The 22917-nt window shown below is 62.9% G+C and carries 22 protein-coding genes; 13 read left to right on the top strand and 9 right to left on the bottom strand.

Annotated features, from left to right (window positions below):
• Positions 1-36: 36 nt before the first annotated feature.
• Complete coding sequence (locus tag KUV26_RS14020; protein WP_222508805.1) at positions 37-1848, bottom strand: calcium-binding protein; 1812 nt, start codon at positions 1846-1848, stop codon at positions 37-39.
• Positions 1849-2350: 502 nt separating this feature from the next.
• On the opposite strand from KUV26_RS14020, the gene ettA reads away from it, so the two are divergent.
• The 5 genes from ettA to KUV26_RS13995 all read left to right on the top strand — a co-directional run bounded on the left by ettA (position 2351) and on the right by KUV26_RS13995 (position 6018).
• Positions 2351-4006, top strand: coding sequence for an energy-dependent translational throttle protein EttA (gene ettA / locus KUV26_RS14015; protein WP_222508804.1), 1656 nt, complete (start codon positions 2351-2353; stop codon positions 4004-4006).
• Complete coding sequence (locus KUV26_RS14010) at positions 4003-4614, top strand: DMP19 family protein (protein ID WP_222508803.1); 612 nt, start codon at positions 4003-4005, stop codon at positions 4612-4614. Before ettA ends, KUV26_RS14010 begins: the two co-directional genes overlap by 4 nt.
• 263 nt (positions 4615-4877) lie before the next feature.
• The gene (locus KUV26_RS14005; protein ID WP_222504815.1) at positions 4878-5252 is read left to right on the top strand and encodes a DUF4157 domain-containing protein; all 375 of its coding nucleotides are present in this window, start codon (positions 4878-4880) and stop codon (positions 5250-5252) included.
• Positions 5253-5388: 136 nt separating this feature from the next.
• On the top strand, positions 5389-5610 hold the full coding sequence (locus KUV26_RS14000; protein ID WP_222508802.1) for a hypothetical protein: 222 nt from the start codon (positions 5389-5391) through the stop codon (positions 5608-5610).
• Positions 5611-5766: 156 nt separating this feature from the next.
• Entirely contained in the window at positions 5767-6018 is a 252-nt protein-coding gene (locus KUV26_RS13995) for a hypothetical protein (RefSeq protein WP_222508801.1), read from the top strand.
• 34 nt (positions 6019-6052) lie between these two features.
• Here the strand turns inward: KUV26_RS13995 and trxC are convergent, their stop codons facing one another.
• Positions 6053-6478, bottom strand: coding sequence for a thioredoxin TrxC (gene trxC, locus KUV26_RS13990; protein ID WP_222504812.1), 426 nt, complete (start codon positions 6476-6478; stop codon positions 6053-6055).
• Between the two features lie 145 nt (positions 6479-6623).
• Between trxC and KUV26_RS13985 the strand changes: the two genes are divergently transcribed.
• A complete protein-coding gene (locus tag KUV26_RS13985; RefSeq protein WP_222508800.1) occupies positions 6624-7196 on the top strand; it encodes a L,D-transpeptidase in 573 nt (190 codons plus the stop codon).
• A gap of 207 nt (positions 7197-7403) precedes the next feature.
• Positions 7404-7613, top strand: a complete 210-nt coding sequence (locus KUV26_RS13980; RefSeq protein ID WP_027236435.1) for a cold-shock protein — start codon at positions 7404-7406, stop codon at positions 7611-7613.
• Between the two features lie 52 nt (positions 7614-7665).
• Here the strand turns inward: KUV26_RS13980 and KUV26_RS13975 are convergent, their stop codons facing one another.
• Positions 7666-8307 carry an arylesterase gene (locus KUV26_RS13975; protein ID WP_222508799.1) on the bottom strand — a complete coding sequence of 214 codons (642 nt, stop codon included), beginning with the start codon at positions 8305-8307 and terminating at the stop codon, positions 7666-7668.
• Between the two features lie 48 nt (positions 8308-8355).
• Here KUV26_RS13975 and KUV26_RS13970 point away from each other — a divergent pair, with 48 nt between their 5' ends.
• Both KUV26_RS13970 and KUV26_RS13965 read left to right on the top strand, forming a co-directional pair.
• Positions 8356-9060, top strand: coding sequence for an ABC transporter ATP-binding protein (locus KUV26_RS13970; protein ID WP_222508798.1), 705 nt, complete (start codon positions 8356-8358; stop codon positions 9058-9060).
• Positions 9057-11582 (top strand): ABC transporter permease, encoded by a 2526-nt coding sequence (locus tag KUV26_RS13965; protein ID WP_222508797.1) that lies wholly within the window; start codon positions 9057-9059, stop codon positions 11580-11582. The genes KUV26_RS13970 and KUV26_RS13965 overlap by 4 nt, the downstream gene beginning before the upstream one ends.
• A gap of 21 nt (positions 11583-11603) precedes the next feature.
• On the opposite strand, the gene KUV26_RS13960 is transcribed toward KUV26_RS13965, so the two are convergent.
• Positions 11604-12053, bottom strand: coding sequence for an RrF2 family transcriptional regulator (locus tag KUV26_RS13960; RefSeq protein WP_222508796.1), 450 nt, complete (start codon positions 12051-12053; stop codon positions 11604-11606).
• 101 nt (positions 12054-12154) lie between these two features.
• Here KUV26_RS13960 and KUV26_RS13955 point away from each other — a divergent pair, with 101 nt between their 5' ends.
• Positions 12155-12727 carry a gamma-glutamylcyclotransferase family protein gene (locus KUV26_RS13955; RefSeq protein WP_222508795.1) on the top strand — a complete coding sequence of 191 codons (573 nt, stop codon included), beginning with the start codon at positions 12155-12157 and terminating at the stop codon, positions 12725-12727.
• Positions 12724-13917: a DUF2254 domain-containing protein gene (locus KUV26_RS13950; RefSeq protein WP_222508794.1), complete on the top strand. Its 1194-nt coding sequence runs from the start codon at positions 12724-12726 to the stop codon at positions 13915-13917. The genes KUV26_RS13955 and KUV26_RS13950 overlap by 4 nt, the downstream gene beginning before the upstream one ends.
• Positions 13918-13987: 70 nt before the next feature.
• Here the strand turns inward: KUV26_RS13950 and gltX are convergent, their stop codons facing one another.
• From gltX to KUV26_RS13930, 4 genes are all read right to left on the bottom strand, one after another.
• Positions 13988-15313, bottom strand: a complete 1326-nt coding sequence (gltX, locus tag KUV26_RS13945; protein WP_222508793.1) for a glutamate--tRNA ligase — start codon at positions 15311-15313, stop codon at positions 13988-13990.
• A 125-nt stretch (positions 15314-15438) separates the two neighbouring features.
• Positions 15439-15867, bottom strand: a complete 429-nt coding sequence (locus KUV26_RS13940; protein WP_222508792.1) for a DUF1801 domain-containing protein — start codon at positions 15865-15867, stop codon at positions 15439-15441.
• Between the two features lie 73 nt (positions 15868-15940).
• A complete protein-coding gene (locus KUV26_RS13935) occupies positions 15941-17272 on the bottom strand; it encodes an NAD(P)/FAD-dependent oxidoreductase (protein WP_222508791.1) in 1332 nt (443 codons plus the stop codon).
• Between the two features lie 178 nt (positions 17273-17450).
• Positions 17451-19109 (bottom strand): NAD+ synthase, encoded by a 1659-nt coding sequence (locus KUV26_RS13930; RefSeq protein WP_222508790.1) that lies wholly within the window; start codon positions 19107-19109, stop codon positions 17451-17453.
• 182 nt (positions 19110-19291) lie between these two features.
• Between KUV26_RS13930 and KUV26_RS13925 the strand changes: the two genes are divergently transcribed.
• Entirely contained in the window at positions 19292-20713 is a 1422-nt protein-coding gene (locus KUV26_RS13925) for an MORN repeat-containing protein (RefSeq protein ID WP_222508789.1), read from the top strand.
• Between the two features lie 44 nt (positions 20714-20757).
• On the opposite strand, the gene KUV26_RS13920 is transcribed toward KUV26_RS13925, so the two are convergent.
• Entirely contained in the window at positions 20758-21423 is a 666-nt protein-coding gene (locus tag KUV26_RS13920; protein ID WP_222508788.1) for a pyridoxamine 5'-phosphate oxidase family protein, read from the bottom strand.
• A gap of 95 nt (positions 21424-21518) precedes the next feature.
• On the opposite strand from KUV26_RS13920, the gene KUV26_RS13915 reads away from it, so the two are divergent.
• Positions 21519-22895, top strand: coding sequence for a PLP-dependent aminotransferase family protein (locus KUV26_RS13915; protein ID WP_222508787.1), 1377 nt, complete (start codon positions 21519-21521; stop codon positions 22893-22895).
• Positions 22896-22917 lie beyond the last annotated feature (22 nt).

Here is a 22917-nt window from a genome sequence, read left to right as displayed (position 1 = left end):
TGCCTGGCCAGCCAGGCAATTCCGAACCTATCTTGGTTACATTCCAACGGGACCACCGGAAATCCCGATAATATGTTCCGAGGTCAACCCTGTGGCGTCGAGAAGAAGAATCTCGAAGTCCAACTCTGTTTCACTGCTGTCCATTGCTCCGATGAACAGGCCATCATCGTGGCCGTCAATGAAGAGGGTGATGTCAAAGAAATTGGCCCCATTGGATGGTGTCAGTTCAAAATCACCGTCGTCGAGGGATATGCCGATATAGGCATCCCCCGAAGTGAGAGAGCTGAAGTCAATCCGGTCCCGGGTAACGTCGAAGTCCGAGATCACGTCCAGGAAATCGTCCCCGGCACTGGCCTCATCAAAACTGCTGAAGACAAAGACATCCGCACCCGCGCCGCCGCTGAGGAGATCGGTTCCTAGTCCACCAGTCAGGGTATCCGAACCGCCTCCCCCTGACAGCTCATCATCTCCCGCACCGCCATCAAGCAGATCAGCTCCCCCGCCGCCATCCAGCTCGTCCGCCCCCGCATTCCCAAACAGCGCGTCATTGTCCGAGTTTCCTAGCAGGTCGTCATTTCCGGCACCGCCGCTGAGAGTATCCTCACCGGACCCGCCATTCAGCGTGTCATCGCCCGAACCGCCTGTCAGGCTGTCCTCATCATCTCCGCCCGCCAGAAAATCAGCGCCATCGCCTCCAAAAAGAACATCGTTCCCGGCGCTTCCAAACAGCTGATCGCCGTCAAGGCTGCCATTCAGCGTATCACTGCCGGAACCGCCTTGTAGCGTGTCATCGCCCGAACCGCCTTGCAGCGAGTCGTCATCCGATCCGCCCTGCAAAATGTCATTGCCTGTGCCGCCTTGCTGTGTATCGTTACCCCTGCCGCCTTGCAGCATATCATCTTCGGAACCGCCCAGCAGTGTGTCATTTCCAGACCCGCCAATCAGGCAGTCATTTCCAACCCCGCCATCAAGAAAATCTGCGGCATAGCCGCCATCCAAAGTATCGGAACCGCCTACACCAGCAAGCGTGTCTTGCCCTATGTTCCCTCTCAGATCATCATTGCCGCTGCCGCCAAACAAGCTGTCATTACCTGACCTGCCTTCGAGCGTATCAGCGTAATCACCCCCATACAGAGTGTCACTGCCATCGCCTCCGAAAAGGGAATCCCGGCCGCGACCTCCGAACAAAACATCATTACCGTTTTGCCCGCGCAGAACATCGCTTTCGGATCCGCCATACAAGGCGTCAGAACCATCTCCGCCACCCAACCAGTCACTGCCCGCCCCGCCGTACAAAGTATCTGCGCCAGCTTGACCGAACAATGTATCCTGCCCGTTGCCGCCTCCTAGCCGGTCCGACCCAGTGCCGCCCTCCAATTCATCATTACCGGAACCGCCATATACAGAATCCGCGCCTATGCCGCCAAACAGCTGGTCATGGCCGCCGTTGCCCCTGATCAGGTCCGCGCCGGACAAGCCTCTGATGCTGTCATTCTGGCTAGAGCCGTTGAAAATATCGGATCCGCCGTAAAACAGCTGCAGAAAGTCTTCGGACGTGATGTTTGGATCTGAAACAACGCTCCCTGCGTCCAGCGAAAGGCCTGTCACGGTATAAACCGGCTCTGTGACGCTGTAGGGCTGGTACTGGTAGTAGGATTCGATCGTGCCGGTGACTGTGAAAGAATTGTCTGCACCCACAATGAACTGGAACGCCTCCGCAGGAGCCGATCTGTATTCCGCGCGAAACCCGTCAGCACCCACAAACAGGATACTTTCGGCAGAGACAAAGAACTCGGCTTCGATCTCGGTGCCGATAACAAAGGGTTCGTAAAATGTAATCGTCGCCATCGCGGCCTCATCAGGATAAATTCAGGCGGTTCAATGAAGCCCGTCACTTGTCTGCTGTCCACCGCAGCCTAGCCGTAAAGAAGAACTCACCAGCGTACGCCCAACCGTTCCGGGTAATTTTAGCGTAACAGGCCAGTCGCCTCCAGACCGTCCCGCCCGCTGCATCCAGACATCATGCAACAGATGCAAATTGGCACCGGGTGTAAGCGGCGCGGCCTCCAGACCCGCAGATGTGCCTATGTTTCGCCTGGTTGTGGAGGTCCAAGCTGCGAATTGGATGCGACTGCCCCGCCAAGCCACCAGCCATCCCCCAGTGAAACGGGTCGGCACTTGCTGCTCTCCGCCGGTGCGGTCTCGGACAGGCAGTCACAACCGTTGCAGATAGCGCTGTATCGGCAGAGCACGTCTTGCTCGCCATCTGCAACTGCATCCCGCATTGCCCCGCCTGCGCCCATCGGGTATCACACCTGCCAGCGAATTCCCCCCATCACGGAGCGACATAATGGCTTCTTACCAGTACGTTTACCACATGCAGGGTGTCTCCAAGACCTACCCCGGTGGCAAGAAATGCTTTGAAAACATCCACCTCTCCTTCCTGCCCGGCGTGAAGATCGGTGTCGTCGGCGTGAACGGCGCCGGTAAGTCGACCCTGATGAAGATCATGGCCGGCCTCGACAAGGATTACACCGGCGAGGCCTGGGCCGCCGAGGGCGCAAAGGTCGGCTACCTGCCGCAGGAGCCGCAGCTCGACGAGAACCTCACCGTGCGTGAAAACGTCATGCTGGGCGTGCAGGCCAAGAAGGACATCCTCGACCGCTACAACGAGCTGGCGATGAACTACTCGGACGAGACCGCCGAGGAGATGGCCAAGCTGCAGGACGAGATCGACGCCCAGAATCTCTGGGACCTGGACAGCCAGGTGGACGTCTCGATGGAGGCGCTGCGCTGCCCGCCGGACGATGCTATGCCCGCGAACCTCTCCGGCGGTGAGCGCCGCCGCGTGGCGCTGTGCAAGCTGCTGCTCGAAGCGCCCGACATGCTGCTGCTCGACGAACCGACCAACCACCTCGACGCTGAGACCATAGCCTGGCTGCAGCAGCACCTGATCGACTACAAGGGCACCATCCTCTGCGTCACCCACGACCGTTACTTCCTGGATGACATCACCGGCTGGATCCTGGAGCTCGACCGCGGCCGCGGCATCCCCTACGAGGGCAACTATTCCGCCTGGCTGGAGCAGAAAGCCAAGCGGCTGGAGCAGGAAGCCCGCGAGGACAAGGCCAAGCAGAAGACGCTGGAGCGCGAACTGGAGTGGATGCGCCAGGGCCAGAAAGCCCGCCAGGCGAAATCCAAGGCCCGTATTGCCGCCTATAACGAGATGGCGTCGCAGTCCGAGCGCGAGAAGGTCGGCCGTGCCCAGATCGTCATTCCGAACGGCCCGCGCCTCGGCTCCAAGGTGATCGAGGTCAACGGCCTCGCCAAGCACTACGGTGATAAGCAGCTGATCGAAGGCCTCGACTTCTCGCTGCCGCCGGGCGGCATTGTCGGCGTGATCGGCCCCAACGGCGCCGGTAAATCGACCCTGTTCAAGATGCTGACCGGCCAGGAGCAGCCCGATGTTGGCTCGGTGGAATACGGCGACACCGTGAAGCTGTCCTATGTCGACCAGTCGCGCGATGACCTGAATGACAACGACACCGTGTGGGAGGCGATCTCCGGCGGGGCCGAGATCATCGAGCTGGGCGACGCGCAGGTGAACTCCCGCGCCTATTGCTCCTCCTTCAACTTCAAGGGCGGCGACCAGCAGAAGAAACTGTCGCTGCTGTCCGGCGGTGAGCGCAACCGCGTGCACATGGCGCGGCTGCTGAAAGAGGGCGGCAACGTGCTGCTGCTCGACGAACCGACCAACGACCTGGACGTGGAGACCCTGCGGGCGCTGGAAGACGCGCTGGTCGATTTCGCCGGCTGCGCCGTGGTAATCTCGCACGACCGTTTCTTCCTCGACCGGATCTGCACCCATATCCTGGCCTTTGAGGGCGACGCCCATGTGGAGTGGTTCGAGGGCAACTTCGAGGACTACGAAGAAGACAAGAAGCGCCGCCTGGGTCCCGACGCGCTGGAGCCCAAGCGCTTGAAGCACAAGAAGTTTGTGAGGTGAATTGGCTGAAGCGGCTTTTGGCAGGAGATCAATTGATCCTGCCGAAGCCAACAATCCGGGAGACAGATTTTCTGTCTCCCGAAACCGACATCGAGTTGAGGATCGAAGATTATTACGACAGGCTTCTCGGGGGCTTTGCCTCAGAAGAAATCTGGGCTGCCCTAGATGCCTACAAACTGGATTCGTTAAGGGAATTGGTTGCCAAGGGGCTGTTGACCGAAGGGCAGATGACCTTCTTCTGCTTGGAGTACTTCCGCGCCCAGATCTTGAACGGAGGTTTCCTGCAATTCATGGGAAACGCAGCATTCATGTCAGCCGACGTTGTATTTTGCCTGAGGAAACTTAACCAAACGGAAATAGCGGACGATGTGAAGCGCGTCGCTAGTGAAATCATCCCTATTCTTAGGCATCTGGATTCGGTTCCTGGGGACGCGCGCAACAGTGAATTTCGCTCGGCAATGAGACGCGCCAATACCGAAATGAAAGATGCAATGCTGAGTTCCACAGCCGGTCAACGCTTGGAAGCCGGGACTTTTGAACCCGGTTTAGTACTCCAAATGGTCAAATATGTTGAGAGAAACCCCGAAGAATTCTGCAAAGCCGGTTAACTAACCATCTAAGACTGCGCCTGGAATGCTTCGCTAAACTGTTTGTGAACGTACTAACTCGCTTGCAACCCCCGTGGCGCAACCCAAGGCCCTCGCCTGACCAAGGGGAAGGTCAGGCGAGGGCCATGCCGCTGTGCGACACGGCCCAAAAAAGAAAAGCACTCGCCGCGCCCGCCAAACTCGCAATTTCCCAGATTTGCGCTATCCTCACCTCAGGCGCCCAGCGCCCCGATATTGTTTGAAGCGTTGAAAGGGACCTCCCCATGGCTATTAAACCGGACGACGTGAAGGCGCAGGTCGAGGCGCTAGGCGGCAAGAAGGCCAAGCGCAAGAAGCTGAAGACGGAGCCGGAAGGCACCAAGGGCAAGAAGCTGCCCGGCGACGTGCGCAAGGGGCTGGAGGCGCATTTTTCCAAGGCCAAACTGGCCAAGGTGCAAGTGCATTCGGGCGGCAACGCCAAGGATGTCTGCAAGGAGCTGAAGGCCAAAGCCTTCACCTATGGCAACGACATCTACTTTATGAAGCCGGGCGACGCCAAGAACCCCGAACTCTTGGTGCATGAACTGGCGCATGTGCTGCAGCAGGGCAAGGGCCGGATGCCCAAAGCCAAGGACGGGGTCGCGCTGACCTCGAAGTAACCGCAGCTCGCCAGTTATTTACGCAGGTTTGCCTCCGCCGCCGCAATCTTAACCTTTTTACAACACAGTTGGCCGGATGATGGGAGAGAGGCAGCGGGACACTCGGGTCCGGGCTGCGCGGAGATGTGGAGGTGTCATGGCCTGGGCAGGTATTCTTCTGGGTATGGTGACGGGACTGTGCGCCGCCGTGGCGGGCTATGCCATTGGCGGGCTGCCGCTGTGGGCCTGTCTGGTGATCTATCCGGCAGCAGGTGCCGCGGTGGCGCTGCTGGCTGTTGTCCTGATGTACTGGCACAGAGAATGGACCGGCGGCCCCGGCGGCAGTCGTCCCCCGGGCGGCAGGCTGGCGGCCGCCTGACCCCGTTCGCAGCGCATCCGGGCGGAGGCCGTGCGAACCGCCTGCGGCAGAACGGATACCGGGCCGGTCTCGCGCATATCTCTTATGCACGGTTGCCTGCTCGCGCACCGCACTCTACCCTGCGTTGGCAGGGGACTTGAGGGGGGAACGGGCTGTATGGCCTGGATCAGCGCAATTTTCGGTGCATTCGGAGGCCTTGTTCTGGCCATAGCAGCCAGCGTGATCGGCGGCTGGCCCGTGTGGCTGGTGGTGCTGCTTTACCCTGTTGCAGCCGTGGTTCTGATGCTGGGCATGCTGGCCTTTCAGCTGTGGCACTGCAGCAACAATGACCGCCGGGAACACAGCGCCGGCCCGGAAGGGGGCCGCGGTCCCAAGGTTCTAAACCTCAGGGGATTGGACCAGCTCTGACACGAAGGGCCCAAGGGAAAGAACAGCCGCCGGATCAGCCCCGCAGCCAGGCGGCAATCTGCCCTGCCCGCATTGCCCCGGCCTGGCGTTTTTTCTCCTTGCCGCGCTCGAAGGCGACCAGAGCGGGGATGCCGCGGATCCGGTAGCGGGCACCTGTGGACGGGTGGGCCTGGGTATCGAGCTTGACCAGCCGCGCCTTGCCTGCCAGCGCTTTGGCGGCCTTGGCATATTCCGGAGCCATCATCCGGCAGGGGCCGCACCAGGGCGCCCAGAAATCCGCCACCAGCAGAACATCGTCATTTTGCACAGCCTTTTGCAAAGTCGCCGGGTCGACATCTACTGGCTGGCCCGGCATCAGCGCGGCGCCGCAGCTGCCGCATTTTGGCCCGCTGCCCAGCTTCTCTTCCGGCACCCGGTTGAGCTGGGCGCAGGTCAGGCAGGTGAGTGTCTTGGCGCCCATGACGGCTCCTGTAGCTGTTTGCCCCGGTATACCGGCCGCGGCCTGCTGTGCAACAGTTTGCATTGCTTGGGTCAAAACCCGTTGACCGCCTGCGGCCGGGTCCGGAAGATGAAGAGAGATAAAATTGAAGTTCGGAGGTTTGGCCATGTTTTCACGCCGGAAAATTCTGACCACGGGCACCGCAGCTGCTGCGGCCGCGCTGCTTCCCTTACCCGCACTGGCCCGGAAAAAGGAGCCCGCTCCCTTCGACCCGACACCGCAGGAGGTGCGGATCCGGAAAGACTTTGCTCCGGGGCAGATTCTGGTGCTGCCGCGCTCCTACTACCTCTACTTCGTGACCGACAAGCGCAAGGCGATCCGATATGGCGTTGGCGTCGGCAAGGCGGGGCTTGAATTCACCGGCAGGGCAGTGATCGAACGCAAGAAGGAATGGCCGACCTGGCGCCCGACCGACGAGATGATCGAGCGCGACCCCAAGGCCTATGCCAAGTTCATCGATAACGAGTACATCCAGCCGGGCGGGCCGGACAATCCGCTGGGTGCGCGGGCGCTGTATCTGTTCCAGAACGGGGTCGACACATATTTTCGCATTCACGGCACAAATCAGCCCCAGACCATCGGCCATTCGGTGTCAAACGGCTGCATCCGCATGATGAACGAGCATGTGGTGGACCTGTACGAGCGCGTGCCGCTGGGCACTGTGGTGACGGTCCTTTAGGCGCACAATTGCCTGAATCTGCCCAAGAACCCGGCGTCACGGCGCATTTTTCTTGCGCTGAAGGGGATTCGCACCCAATTCTGTCACGGCGATGTTACGCGAATGCCATCACTGTACCCATTACGGCACGGTCATGATCATCTGCAAACCTTGCCGGACTGCCGCATAAGCGGGCAGAGAACTGAGACGACTTAGGAGTACACGACGATGGCCACTGGCACCGTCAAATGGTTCAACACCACCAAAGGCTACGGCTTTATTGCACCCGAAGAAGGCGGCAAGGATGTTTTTGTCCATATTTCCGCTGTTGAGCGTTCCGGGCTGACCGGCCTGGCAGACAATCAGAAAGTGACCTATGAGCTGCGCGCAGGCCGCGACGGCCGCGAATCCGCAGTGGATATCGCGCTGGTCTCCTGACCCTCTGATCTGTACCGAAATTTTCAAACAGCCCTGACGGCCGGGGCTGTTTTCAGCCGTCTATGGCCGCCACCAGCTGCAGCGCAGCCGGGCCGATCGCAGCCACATTGAGCGCAACGCCGCGGGCGTTGGGGTGAATGCCATCATCCTGCATGAACGCCTGCGCCGCTGCGGGGTCGTTGCCCGCCTCAGCCGCGATGCCGGCAAAGGCGTCCGGGTGCAGCACCGTGCCGTATTCAACCGCCAGCTCCGGATAGATCGCGTCAAAGGCCTGCTTGTATTCCGGGCCGTAGTTGCGCGGCGCCTTCATGCCGATCAGCAGAACGTCAATCCCCTTGGCCTGTGCCGTCTGCAGGATCCGGGTCAGATTGGCGCGCGCTTCCTGCGGGTCCAGCCCGCGCAGCATGTCATTGCCGCCCAGCAGAACGATCAGCCCGTCCGGATTATCCGACAGCGTCCATTCGGCGCGCTCCGCACCGCCAGCAGTGGTGTCGCCTGACACACCTGCGTTTTGCAGCACCACCTCGGCACCGTTTTCATTCAGCCAGCGCTCCAACTGTGGCACCAGGCCCTGTCCCTGCGGCAGCCCGTAACCATGCACCAAGCTGTCGCCCAATACGGTGATCCGCAGCGGCTCTGCCCAGCCGGGGGTTGTAGAAAGCAGCAAACTCAGCAGTGCCAATGTCTTGCGCATCACTGCAAACACTCCATATCCGTTAGGTGCGTCCAACAGGCAGGCCCAATGACCAATCAAAACAGCCCCGTTCTGCATCTTTTAGATGCGAGTTTGACCCTGAATAGCAATACCGGCCCGGTGGAGATTTTGCACGGCATCTCGCTGGACGTGCGACAAGGGGAGACACTGGGGCTGGTGGGACCGTCCGGGTCCGGCAAATCGTCGCTCTTGATGCTGATGGGCGGGCTGGAACAGGCGACCGGCGGCACGGTGACCGCCCTGGGCCAGGATCTGACCGCAATGGACGAGGACGCGCTGGCGCGGTTCCGCCGCAATAACATGGGCGTAGTATTCCAAAGTTTTCATCTGATCCCGACCATGACGGCGCTGGAAAACGTTGCGACGCCTCTGGAGCTGGCGGGCGTCAAGGATGCCTTCCCCCGCGCCCAGGCTGAGCTGGAAGCGGTGGGTCTGGGCCACCGGGCGGGCCATTTCCCGGCGCAGATGTCGGGCGGCGAACAGCAACGGGTGGCGCTGGCGCGCGCCCTGGCGCCGCGGCCGTCGATCCTGCTGGCGGATGAGCCCACAGGCAACCTGGATGAGGCCAATGGCGCCGCGGTGATGGACCTCTTGTTCGGGTTGCGCGACCGCTACGGCGCGACGCTGGTGATGGTCACCCATGCACCGGAGCTGGCAGCGCGCTGCGACCGGGTGGTGCGGCTGCGAGACGGGCGCGTGGACGACGCGGCGGCGCGCGAGGCCGCGGAATGAATGCCGCCTATATCCGCCTCGCCTGGCGATTTGCCCTGCGGGAGCTGCGCGGCGGGCTGAAGGGATTCCGCATCTTTCTAGCCTGCCTTGCCCTGGGGGTCGGAGTGATTGCCGCCATTGGCTCCATCCGGGCCTCTATCGAGGCCGGGCTGTCGCAAGAGGGCGCGACGATCCTGGGCGGCGATGCCGAACTGAATTTCACCTACCGGTTTGCCAATGAGGACGAGCGCGCCTGGCTGGACCGGACCGCGCTGCGGTATTCCGGGATTGCCGAGTTCCGGTCCATGGCCACGGTTGGCGAGGAGCGCGGGCTGACCCAGGTGAAGGCGGTGGACGGTCTGTATCCCTTGAAAGGCGAGATGAAGCTGAGCCCGGAAATGCCGCTGAAGACGGCGCTGGCAGGCGCTGAGGGCTTACCCGGCGGGGTGATGGACAGGGTTCTGGCGGACCGGTTGGGATTGCAGCCGGGGGATGTTTTCCGGCTGGGCACCCAGGATTTCCGCCTGACGGCGATGATCGCGCTGGAACCGGATGCCGCGGCCTCCGGCTTTGAGCTGGGGCCGCGCACCATGGTGCGGACGGCGGATCTGGGAGAGTCCGGACTGCTGGAGCCCGGCACACTGTTTGACACCAAGTACCGGATGGAGCTGCCTGCGGGCAGCAACCTGAATGCCCTGCAGGCAGAGGCCGAGGGGCTGTTTGAGACCACCGGCATGCGCTGGCGCGATGCCAGGAACGGCGCGCCGGGGATCACCTCCTTTGTTGAGCGGCTGGGCGGTTTCCTGGTGCTGGTGGGCCTGTCCGGCCTGGCGGTCGGCGGCGTCGGCGTCTCGGCCGCCGTGCGCGCCTATCTGGCGACCAAGACCGCGACCATCGCCACCCTGCGGACGCTGGGGGCGGAGCGGCAGACGATTTTCCTGACCTACTTCCTGCAGATCGGTGCGCTGACGCTGATCGGCGTGGGCATCGGGCTGGTTCTGGGCGGACTGGGGCCGCTGCTGCTGGGGCCGTTGATTGCGGCGCAGCTGCCGTTCCCGGCCGTGTTCTCGCTCTACCCCTCGGCATTGGCGGAGGCCGCTGTCTATGGCGTGCTGACTGCCTTCATCTTTGCCCTGTGGCCGCTGGCGCGGGCGGAGCGGATCCGCGCGGCCTCGCTGTTCCGGGATGCATTTGCCAGCCGCACAAGGCTGCCCGCGCCGCGTTATCTGCTGGCGACCGGGGTGGCGCTGGCGGCGCTGGTGGGGCTGGCGGCGTGGTTCAGCGGTTCGGCGCAGCTGACGCTGTGGACCGCGGGCGGACTGATGGGGGCGCTGATGGTGCTGCTGCTGGCGGCGCTGGCGATCGGTTTTGCGGCGCGGCGCGGCACCCGGGCGTCGCGCGGGCGCCCTGCCCTGCGGTGGGCGCTGTCGTCCATTGGCAGTGCCCGCGATGGCGCCGTGCCTGCGGTGCTGGCGCTGGGTCTGGGCCTGACGGTGCTGGCCGCCATCGGCCAGATCGACGGCAACATGCGCCGGGCGATCGCGGGCAACCTGCCGGATGTGGCGCCGAGCTATTTCTTTGTCGACATCCAGCGCAGCCAGATGCCTGCCTTCCTGGAGCGGGTGGAGAACGACCCCTCCGTCACCCGGGTGGAGAACGCGCCGATGCTGCGCGGGGTGCTGACCCGGATCAACGGACAGCCCGCGACAGAGGTCGCAGGCGATCATTGGGTGGTGCGCGGCGACCGCGGCATCACCTACGCCGCTGCGCAGCCAGAGGCGACGGAGGTCACGGCGGGAAAATGGTGGCCGGAGGATTATTCAGGCGCCCCGCAGATCAGCTTTGCCGCCGAGGAGGCAGAGGAACTCGGCCTCAAGCTGAGCGACACGCTGACGCTGAACATCCTGGGCCGTGACATCACCGGTACCATCACCAGCTTCCGCAACGTGGATTTCTCCACCGCGGGCATGGGGTTTGTGATGGTTCTGAACGAGGCCGCGCTGGCCGGCGCGCCGCACAGCTTCATCGCCACCGTCTATGCCGAGGAACAGGCAGAGGCCGCGATCCTGCGCGACCTGGCGCGGGAGATGCCGAATATCACTGCCATCCGCATGCGCGACGCCATTGACCGGGTGTCGGACATCCTGCGACAACTGGCGGCGGCCACCGCCTATGGCGCCGCGGCGACGTTGCTGACCGGGTTCCTGGTGCTGCTGGGCACTGCAGCCGCCGGAGAACCTGCACGGCGCTATGAAGCGGCACTGCTGAAAACTCTGGGTGCGCCGCGCAAACAGATCCTGGCAAGCTTTGCGCTGCGCTCCGCCCTGCTGGGGGCAGCAGCGGGGATGGTGGCCCTCGCGGCAGGCATCGCCGGGGCCTGGGCGATCAACGCCTATGTGTTCGAGACCAGCTATGCGGTGATCTGGCCGAATGCTGTGATGGTGATTTCCGGCGGGGTGCTGACGACGCTGCTGGCGGGTCTTGCCTTTGCCTTGCGGCCGCTGGCCGCCAAACCTGCCCGCATCCTGCGCGCGCGCGAGTAAGCGGAGATGCCGCGGCGTGCCTTAACGCGTGCCGCAGGAGACCGGCTGCAAGAGACGCATAAGGTCGTGGTTATCGCAGACCAGGGTGTCCAGTGAGATGTCGTCCAACGAGGCATAGAAAGCTTTTGCAGCATCCGCCAGAGCCACTTTGAGGCGGCAAGCATCTGTCAGCGGGCAAGTGTTGTCCGCATCCGCAAAACATTCGACCATCGGAAGGTTGCCCTCGACATCGCGGAACACGTCGCCGATCCGAATTTCCGTCGCACGCTTGGCTAGGCTCATGCCACCGTTGCGGCCGCGCTGAGTGGCGAGATAGCCCAGCTGGCTCAGTTGGTTGATCACCTGCGCCAGATGGTTCTCCGAGATGTTGCAGCACTCTGCAATCTCGGCCTTGGTCACAAGGCGGTCCGCATGCGCAGCACAATACATCAGCAGCCGCACGGCAATGTTAGTTCTTTTTGTAATGCGCATGGGTTAGCTCCCGCAGCTATACTGCATCGCTTATTGCACAAGCCGCCAAAAAGCGGTTTGACATACATCAATAAGTGGAAATGCGGCAGAAAGGCGCAGGTATGACAGCTCCTTACTTCTTTGGCTACGGAAGCCTCGTGAACACTTCCACCCACCGCTATGGCGGCGCGGCGCGTGCGCGGCTGCGCGGCTGGCGCCGCGCCTGGGTTCATACCGGACTGCGCGAAGTGGCCTTTCTGACCGCAGTGCCCTGTGAAGACAGTGAGATTGACGGGTTGATTGCCGAGGTGCCCGGCGGTGACTGGGCGGCTCTGGACGAACGGGAATTTGCCTATGAGCGGCTGCCGGCTTCCGGGAAGGTGGCGCACGGCCTGCCCGGCAAACCTGAAATTTCCGTCTACGCGGTTGCCGCTGGAAAACAGAACGGTGTCACCGAGCGGCACCCGATCTTGCTCAGCTATCTGGATGTGGTGCTGCAAGGCTACCTTCGGGAGTTCGGTGAAGAGGGCCTGAACGGGTTTGTGGGAACCACTGATGGCTGGGACGCGCCAATTCTGGATGACCGCGAAGCGCCGCGGTATCCGCGCCATCAGGTCATTACCGCAGCCGAGCGCAGAATCTTTGACGATTTGATCGACAGCACCGGTGCCCGCCGCATAGTCTGCAGGGCATGATCGAAAAGATTTTGCTGCATCTGGGCCGGATCGCCCGTCAGCTCTGGTTCAGGGTTGTTCTGATTTCCCTTTTCTCCGTCCTGGCGCTGCTGCTGGCACCGCTGGCAAAACCTTGGCTGCCGGATAACCTGAGCAAGGAATTCGGACGCGAGGCGGTGCTCCCGGTGCTGACAATCCTGGCCTCAGGAATGCTGGCGGTCACTACCTTCTCGCTGAATGTCATGGTCAGCGCTTACCGTACTGCCGCTTCTATGGCGACGCCTCGGGTCTACCGGCTGCTGCTGGAAGACACTGTCACGCACCGGGTACTGGCGACATTTGTCAGCGGCTTCATCTATTCGCTCAGCGGGGTGATCCTGTTCCGCGCGGGCTATTTCACGCCTGAGGGCGCCTTTGTCGTTTTCGGTCTGACCGTCATCGTGGTGGTGCTGATTGTCGGCGCCATACTGCGCTGGATCGACCACCTGTCGGGCCTGGGCAGCATGGACCACACCTTGCGGCTGATCGAAGGCCGCACGCGCGCCAGCCTGCGCGCCCGCTTGGACAAGCCCTGTCTCGGGGGGCTGTGCGCCCGTAAAGGCAACAAACCCTCAGATGCCGTGGATATTCCAGCCGCCAAGAGCGGCTTTGTGCGTTATGCCGGGCTGTCGCGGTTGAACGAGCTCGCGGATGAAGCCGGCACGCAGATCACCTTGGCGCGCGCGCCGGGAGAGTACATTCTGCGAGGCCAGCCGGTGGCCTGGGCCACGGCCGGGGACAACGATTTCTGCAAGGCGGCCTCTGCCGCAATCGACATCGGTGATGTACGCAGTTTTGACCAGGACCCCTCGTTCGGCCTGACCTTGCTGGCGGAGACCGCGCAGCGGGCGCTGTCACCCGGCGTCAACGATCCCGGCACGGCTGTGGAGGTGATGGGGCGGCTGGAGCGACTGCTGTGGGAGAACATGCCAGCAGATGAGACCAGCAGGACCCGCGAGCCGGCCTATCCGAATGTCAGCGTTCCACCGGTCACCGCCAGGCACCTGCTAAACTGCGCCTTTCCGCCGATTGCCCGTTGCGGCAGCGACTCGCCTTCTGTGATGCGCTGGATGGAAAAATCTCTGGATTCGCTGGGCGGCCATCCGAACCCGGACATGGCTGAGGCGGCCAAGGAGATGTGCAAGGAATTGCGCGACGGAAACTGGGGCTGATCCGGCTCTGTAGAAGAAGCAAAAGGCGGCGCCCTGAAGCACCGCCTTCCTTTATTGAGCCTGGCAGGGGTCAGCCGCGGGCGCGCACGGTTTCCATCAGCGCCAGCAGGGCGGACATGTCGGGGCCGCGCTCCATGCCGGTCACCGCCTTGCGTAAAGGCATGAAAAGACCCTTTCCCTTACGCCCCGTCGCCTCTTTCACTGCGGCGGTCCACTTGCCCCAGCTCTCGCTGTCGTAAGGGCCTTCGGGCAGCAGCGTCATCGCCTGGGCTATGAAGTCCTTGTCCTCATCAGCCACCAGCGGTTCGGCCCCATCGCGGCACAGTTCCCACCAACCAGCCAGATCTTTCAGCGTGGTGATGTTTTCTTTGGCCATATCCCAAAAGGCAGCCTGCTTGTCCGCCGGAACGCCCAGCGCGTCAACGTGGCCCTGCACGGCGTCCAGCGGCAGCGACTGCAGGTGGCGTGCGGTCAGCGGATAAAGGTCTTCGACGTCGAACTTGGTGGGGGCGGCACCAAAGCGGTTGATGTCAAAGCCGTCAATCAGTTCTGCCAGCTCCGTGCGCAGCTCAACCGGATCAGAAGAGCCCAGGCGCGCCATCAGGCTGAGCAGCGCCATCGGCTGCACGCCTGCTTCGCGCAGGTCGCGCAGCGCCAGGGTGCCCAGGCGCTTGGACAACGCCTCGCCCTGCGGGCCGGTCAGCAGCGAGTGGTGGGCGAAGGAGGGTACAGAACCGCCCAGCGCCTCGATGATCTGGATTTGGGTGGCAGTGTTGGTCACATGGTCGGAGCCGCGCACCACATGGGTCACGCCCATTTCGGTGTCATCCACCACAGAGGCCAGGGTGTAAAGGAACTGGCCGTCGCCGCGGATCAGCACCGGGTCGGAGACCGAGGCCGCGTCGATGGAGATGTCGCCCAGGATTCCGTCGGTCCATTCGATCCGTTCATGGTCCAGCTTGAAGCGCCAGACGCCATCCCCGCGCTCGGCGCGCAGGGCGGCTTTCTCGTCCTCGGACAGGTTCAGAGCGGCGCGGTCATAGACCGGCGGCTTGCCCATGTTCAGCTGCTTTTTGCGCTTCAGGTCCAGCTCGGTCGGGGTCTCAAACGCCTCGTAAAAGCGGCCGATTTCGCGCAGCTTGTCGGCGGCGGCGACATAACGGTCAAGACGCTCGGACTGGCGCTCCACTTTGTCCCAGGTCAGGCCCAGCCATTCCAGGTCCTGCTTGATGGCATCGACGTATTCTTCCTTGGACCGCTCCGGGTCGGTGTCGTCAATGCGCAGGATGAAGGTGCCGCCTGCCTTGCGGGCGATCAGATAGTTCATCAGCGCGGTGCGCAGGTTGCCGACGTGGATATAGCCGGTCGGCGACGGGGCAAAACGGGTGGTGGTCATCACGAGTCTCCTGTTGCCCTGCCCCTTGTCACATGGGCCGCAATTTGTCCAGTTTCGCAGACGTTAACGTGTTTTCGGCGGAGGTCTGCGGAACAAGTATTCCTGCAAAGAGAAAAGCCCGGCGGTCATTCCGGCTGCACTGGCCAGATCCCGTTCAGATCCCTGAGGCCTGCTTTGATCAGTTCAGCCAGAACATCGAGGTCAATATCAGCGAGCTTGTTCACATAGAGGCAGCTTTTGCCCAGCTTGTGCTTGCCCAGGCGGGACAGGATGGCACTGTAGTCCTGATAGCCCGGCATGATGTAGATCGAATGGCGCGCCCGGCGCGGGGCAAATCCGGTGGCCAGGAATTCCCCTTCCCGGCCCGTCGCATAGCGGTAGCGGTAGCAGCCGTAACCGATGATGGACGGGCCCCACATGTGCGGCTGGAAACCGGTCACCTTTCGGAACAGCCTGTCCAGCTCCTGCGCTTCGACCGATTTTCGCTCCGGCTCCACAGATTGCAGAAACTCTTCGACGCTTGCGCCCGTCGGGACAGTCTTGTTCCGGCTCATCCGCCAGCCCTCCTGCCGTAATGATAGTGCGCAGCCAGCGCTCTGACAGCCCGCATCAAGCCGGGCGGATGCCTCAATAGCCGGTTTGCGGCCCGTAACTGCTGCCGTCGGTGAACCGGGACAAGCGGAAGGCGCGCGGATCGACGACCGGGGTGCTGCCGGTAACCAGATCCGCCGTCAGCCGTCCTGCGGCGGGACCGATTCCGAAACCGTGGCCGGAGAAACCGGTGGCGATGAACAGCCCCGGCAGGCTGTCCACCTGCGAGATGACCGGGATCGCATCAGGCGTCACATCCATCAGCCCGGCCCAGCTTTGCACCACGTCGGCGTTCTGCAGCACCGGGAAGGCTTTTTGCGCGGCGGCCCAGCCGCTTTTCAGCGCCTTCTGCGAGGGCGCCGGGTCAAGTACGCGGCACTGTTCGAACGGGGTGGTGTCCTGCGGGCCCCAGCGGCGGGCCTGGGCCGCTTCCTCCGCCCAACGGCCGGAGATCCGGAACTGCAGCGCCCGCCATTCCTGGCGCAGGCTGCGCAGGTATTTCCAGCCAAGGCGCAAACTGTCGGGAACGATGTCCACCACATTCTCCATCGCGTCTGAGACCGTGTAGCCACCGTCCGCCCGCTTGCGCAGGCCAAGGTTGCCGCTTCGCACCGCGGTTTCCGGGCCGCCTTGCACAGGCGATGTACGCAGGACCGAGTTCAGCACCTTGAGCTGCGGCAGGTTCACGCCCGCGTTGCCCAGGAACAGCCGCGACCAGGCGCCGCCGGCGGTGACTACGGCGGAACAGGCCACCCGTCCGCGTTCGGTCATCACGCCGCTGATGCGGCCAGCGGAGGTTTCAACACAGCGAACGGCGCAGTCTGTCATCACCCGGGCGCCGGCCGCACGGGCGGCGGAGGCGATGGCATGGGTCGCCAGCTGCGGTTCGGCCCGGCCGTCCAACGGCGTGTGCAGTGCCGCACGGGTTGCGGTCTGATGCCCGGGCATCAGCTGCGCCAGCCGTTCGCCGCGGATCAAACGGGCGCCCTGCTCCCAGCCGTCGAGGTTGTGCAGCCAGCGTTCCAGCTGGGCCTCGCGCTTGGCGCCTTCCGCGGTATAGAGAATTCCGGAGCGGGTGAAGCCGGTTTCATGCCCTGTGCGCTCTGCCAGACCGTCCCACAGGCGCAGCGACTCTGCCATCAGCGGGATTTCACGCGGGTCGCGGCAGGCAATCCGCACCCATCCCCAGTTGCGCGAACTCTGCTCTCCCGCGATCTGGCCCTTCTCGCAAAGCAGCACAGAATGGCCTCGTTCGGCCAGTTCCAGCGCGGTGCTGGCGCCAATGATGCCGCCGCCGATCACAACGGCGTCGACGGCCTTGGGCAAGGCCAGATCAGGTTGGAAATGAGGCAGTCTGGGTCCAGGCATGAAGGCATCTATGCCCGGTGCCAAAGCGCTGGTCCAGCGTGCATGCGACACCGGTTGCGCCGCATTCCGCCATTGTGATTTTTCCGCCGCATATCAGGGCATTACCGGCAGCAGAAAGGTACAGCCGCCTTTTTGAAAGTGCAGAAAAACCTGCGCCTTCAGAGGGTTAATGCGCGCCTCAGGAAGGGTCGCGCCAGCGGTTCACGATCGGGTAGCGGCGGTCCAGCCAGAACGCGCGCCGGGTCAGCCGGGCGCCGGGGGCGGACTGGAAGCGCTTGTATTCGCTGATGTAAACCAAATGCTCGACACGTTTTGCAGTATCCCGTTCAAAACCGGCCGCAACACAATCTGAGATTGATCCATCCTGATCGACAAGGATGTCCAGGATCGCGTCCAGCACCGGGTAATCCGGCAGGCTGTCGCTGTCCTTCTGATCCTCCCGCAGCTCGGCACTGGGCGGTTTGTCGATCACATTGGGGCGGATCACCTCGCCTTCAGGCCCTTTCATCCAGGGCCTGTGGTTGGCGTTGCGCCAGCGGCAGGTTTCGAACACGCGTGTTTTGTACAAGTCCTTGATCGGGTTGTACCCCCCGCTCATGTCACCGTAGATCGTGGCATAGCCGACGGCAACTTCCGATTTATTGCCGGTGGTCAGGAGCATTTCCCCGAACTTGTTGGACATTGCCATCAGGAGCAAGCCGCGCAGGCGGGACTGGATGTTCTCCTCAGCAAGCCCCGGCTCCATCCCTTCAAACAGCGGTGCCAGCGTGTTGGTGATGGCGGCACGGCCCTCGGAGATCGGGACGTAATCGTAGTGGACGCCCAGCGCCTTTGCCACAGCTTCGGCATCCTCGAGCGATTCCCGGCTGGTGTACTCGGACGGCAGCATCACGCAGCGAACGTTTTCAGCGCCGAGTGCGTCCACAGCGATGGCTGCAACGATGGCCGAGTCCACACCGCCCGAAAGCCCCAGCAGAACCTTCCTGAAACCGGTTTTGCCCATGTAGTCGCGCAAGGATTCCACCATCACCCGGTAATCCTGCTCCCACTCATCCGGCAGATGCGCCTTTTCTCCCTCGACCGCGCGCCAGCCGTCATCGGTGCGCTTCAGGTCTAGATGGGCATAGGCCTCGTCGAACACGGGCATCTGCAGAGCCAAGGCGCCGCCTGGATGCAAGACAAAGGAGCCGCCGTCGAAAACCTGATCATCCTGACCTCCCACCATGTTCAGATAGATCACAGGCAGGTGAGTTTCGACCGCGCGCGCCACCATGTGGTTGAAGCGCACCTCCATTTTGTTGCGGTAATAGGGAGAGCCGTTGGGGATCAGCAGGAACTCGGCTCCGGTTTCGGCCAGAGTTTCCGCGACATCCTCATGCCAGCCGTCCTCGCAGATAGGGGAGCCGATGCGGGTGGAGCCAACAGAATAGGGGCCGCCCAGCGGACCGGCCTCAAAAATCCGCACCTCGTCGAACACGGTTTCATTCGGCAGGTGGTGCTTGAGGCTGCGGGAGGCGATCTTGCCGCCCTTGAGGATCAGGTAGGCATTATAAAGCTGTGCGCCCTCAACCCACGGGCTGCCGATCGCCAGCGCCGGGCCATCAGCGCAGTCTGCTGCCAGTTTTTCCACTTCGGCGATGGCGGCGGTATGGAAGGCCGGCTTCATCACCAGGTCCTGGGTGTTGTAGCCGGTGATGAACATTTCCGGCAGCGCCACCAGATCGGCGCCGGCCTTGCGGCCCTCCTCCCAGGCGGCGCGGGCCTTGGCGGCATTGCCCGCCAGGTCGCCCACGGTGGGGTTCAGCTGCGCCAGTGTCACGCGGAAACGGTCTGCCATGCTGCTAGGGCCCTTTGCAAATTTCCTACCTCAGCCATTTACCAGATTGACGGCCAAGGGGAAGGGCAAGGGGCCCGGGCCCGGGAAAAGACATTGCGGCCAGTGTTACGGTAGCTTAGTTTCCGGGCGAGCAACCCAATATGGCAGCAGCACCGTAATCCCTGGGCAGGCAGAGGTTTTCCATGACCCGTTTCGGCACCGCATTCGCGATTTCCACCCTTTTGGCTCTGGCCTCTCCCGCGCTGGCGCAGGAAGGCGAGGTCATCACCACCCAGGATGAAATCGGCGGCGTCTATGAAGGCACCTTTCGCAACGGCTTGCAGCATGGCACCGGCACCTACAAGCTGCCGAACGGCTATGAATACACCGGCGACTGGGTCGAAGGCGAAGTGCGCGGCCAGGGTGTCGCGCGGTTTCCGGACGGGTCGGTCTATGAAGGCGAGTTCGCGCAGGGCAAGCCGCACGGGCTGGGCAAGCTGACCCGCGCCGATGGCAGCACCTATGAGGGCGGCTGGCAGGACGGCCAGATCCACGGCGACGGCATGTCAGTTTACGCCAGCGGAGTGCGCTACCAGGGCAGCTTTGCCAATGGCAAACGTCATGGCCAGGGCGTGATGACCTCGCCGGACGGCTACACCTATGACGGCGGCTGGGCTGAAGGACGCCAGGAAGGCCAGGCCAAGATCACCTATGCAGACGGCACGGTTTATGAGGGCCAGGTGTTTGATGGCCAACTGCAAGGGCGGGGCCGGCTCGAAACCCCGGAGGGACTTGTCTACGAAGGTGAGTGGGTGGCCAGCCAGATGCAGGGAACCGGCCGCCAGGCGCACCCCAATGGCGATGTCTATGAAGGGGAGCTGAAGAACACCCGCCGCCACGGCCAAGGCAAAATGACCTACGCCAATGGTGATGTCTATATTGGCATGTTTGCCGACGATCAGCGCCACGGCACCGGCACCATAACCGAGAGAGACGGCTACACCTACACCGGCGACTGGGCCCGCGGCCAGATCGACGGCAAGGGGACAATGACCTATCCCGACGGTTCGGTCTACGAGGGCGATTTCCGCGACGACCTGGCCGAAGGCCAGGGCAAGATCACCTATCCGGACGGTTCCACCTATGAAGGGGATTGGGTCGCAGGTGTCATCGAGGGCGAAGGCACCGCCACCTACCCCAGCGGCCTCACCTATACCGGTGGTTTCAAGAACGCCAAGAACCACGGCCAAGGGGTGATGATCTACGCCGACGGCTACCGCTATGAAGGCGGCTGGCAAGACGGACAGCGCCACGGCGAGGCGACGGTGACCTATGCGGACGGATCGGTCTACACAGGCGATTTCGCCAACAACCAGCGACACGGGCAGGGCAAGATCGTGATGCCGGACGGCTTTACCTACGCGGGAGAATGGCAGGAAGGTAAAATCTACGGCCAGGGCGTTGCAACCTATGCCAACGGCGACGTCTACGAGGGAAGCTTTGTCAACGGCAAGCGCCAGGGCCCCGGCACGATGAAATACGCCAGCGGCCAGCAGGCGGACGGCACTTGGGAGAACGGTGCACTGGTTAGCCAGGAAACCGGAGACGCCAGCCAGACTGAGTAAGTCCGACGGAATGAAGGCGCGCCATGACGGCGCGCCTTTTCGTTTCAGCCAATGCGGATGCGGCTCAGATGGTCGGGCATCACAATCCCCTCCAGATTGGCAGGATCAGGCTGCGGCGGCTTCAGTTCCATCGCCATCGGTACCACGCCGGCCCAGATCGGCAGACTGTAGTCTTCCTCGTCATCCTTGGGCGGGCCGGAACGGATCTTGGCAGCGCCTTCCTCGATCGGCATCCGCAGCACCGCAGTCGCCTTTAGCTCCTGCGCATTCATCGGGCGCAAGGTATCCCATCGGCCGGGAAACACATGGTCCACCATCGCCTTGAGGCTGGCCGCCTTAGCATCATTGCCCGCGACCTTTTCAGCCACCCCGAACAGCATCGCGGACCGGAAGTTGACGGAGTGATGGAAAGCCGAGCGCGCCAGCACATAGCCATCCATGCAGGTGACGGTCAGGCAGACCTCCGCCCCTGCCATCGCGCGGATCGCCCGGCTGGCTGCAGAACCGTGCCAGTAGACGTGGTCCCCCTCGCGCCATTGCAGGGTCGGCAGCACCGAGGTGGCGCCGCCGATCTGGTAGCCAATATGTGCCAACGGCATGGCGTCGAGCACCTGATACAGGCTCTCACGGTCATAATGCCCGCGTTCATGGGCACGGCGCAGGCGGCTGCGGCCGGATTTCAGGGCGGCTGGATCTTCGGACTGGCGCATCGGCTGACCTCATATTTCTTATTGTTTCGCGTGACAGCTACGCGCACACTGGGTTGATATTAACTTCCAGTTTCTGACAAAAAGAGCAGTCCAGTATGATTGACCTGTCCGGTATGGTTTTTGGCAGTAAGGCTGAGCCGCTGTATCTGCAGATCGTCGCGGCGATGCGGTGCAGGATCAGCGAGGGGAGCCTTCGCATCGGCACCCGGCTGCCTTCGTCGCGGGCGCTGGCGCATGATCTAGGGGTGGCGCGCTCCACCGTTGTGACGGCCTATGACCAATTGGTGGCCGAAGGCTTTGCTGAATCCCGGCAGGGCGCCGGGATATTTGTCTGCGACGTTGCGCCGATCCGGCCGCCGGAGGTTCCTGCCAAGCCGATTGCAGCGCCACCGCCTCCTGCACCGGGTATGCTGCTGCCCGGCGCGCCGGACCCGGAGGTGTTTCCTGCGCGCCCGTGGGCGCGCTGTGTTGCTCGGGTGGCAAGAATGGACCCGCTGAGCCTGTGTCACCAGGAAGACGGCTTTGGCGACCCCGAGTTGCGCAAGGAAATTGCGGCCTATGCGGCGCGGTGGCGGGGCATCGAGTGCAGCGCGGAGCAGGTGCTGGTGACCAGCGGCGCACGCGAGGCGCTGGAACTGGCGATGGAGTTTCTGGTGGAAGGCGAAGACATTGCGCTGGAAACCCCTGGGTTCACCCCCACCCAGCGCTTTGCCTTGTCGCGCGGCTGGAAAGTGCGATGGCTGCGGGCAGGCCCGCGCGGCGCTGAGAGGCCGCGGCAGATGGCCAAGGTCACCCTGCTGACCCCCTCACATCAGTTTCCGCTGGGCGGCACCCTGCCAGTGCCGCAGCGGCAGGCTTTTCTAAAGGCAGCCAAGGAAAGCGGCGGCTGGATCATCGAGGATGATTTCGACAGCGAGTTCCGCTATGGCGGCCAGCCGGTGCCAGCAATGGCTGCGCTCGACCGCGAGGGGCGCTGCATCTATGTCGGCACCTTTTCCAAGACGTTTTCCCACGCGCTGCGGCTGGGTTATGCGATCCTGCCGCCGGTTCTGGTGCCGCAATTCCGGGCGCAGTTCATCCACCCGAGCGCAGGCGCTGCCGTCACCGCGCAGCGGCCACTGGCGGAGTTCATGGCATCGGGCCAATACGACCGCCACATCCGCCGCGCCCGCAGGCTCTATGCCGAACGCTATGCCGCGGCGGCTGAGGCGTTGGCGCAGTGGCCGGAAACACTCGGTTCCTTCCACCGTCACAACGCCGGCATGCAGATCGCCTTTCACCTGAAGCGGCCCCGGAAGGACGCGGAGATCTGCCGCCGCGCGGCCGCTGAGGGTTATGGCGTCCAGCCGCTGTCGCCTCATGACCCGGATGGCGCGGCACAAGGGCTGCTGATAGGATTCTGCCAGTCGCAAGCTGGAGAACTTCCGGGCCAGTTAGCCGGGCTGCGCCGGTTCGTGGAGGACGGCATTTAGGGTCAGGCCAAAGAAAAGGCCT

The sequence above is a fragment of the Leisingera daeponensis genome, from assembly GCF_019801465.1.
Lineage (GTDB): Bacteria > Pseudomonadota > Alphaproteobacteria > Rhodobacterales > Rhodobacteraceae > Leisingera > Leisingera daeponensis_A.
This window is presented reverse-complemented; position numbering and strand designations above follow the sequence as displayed.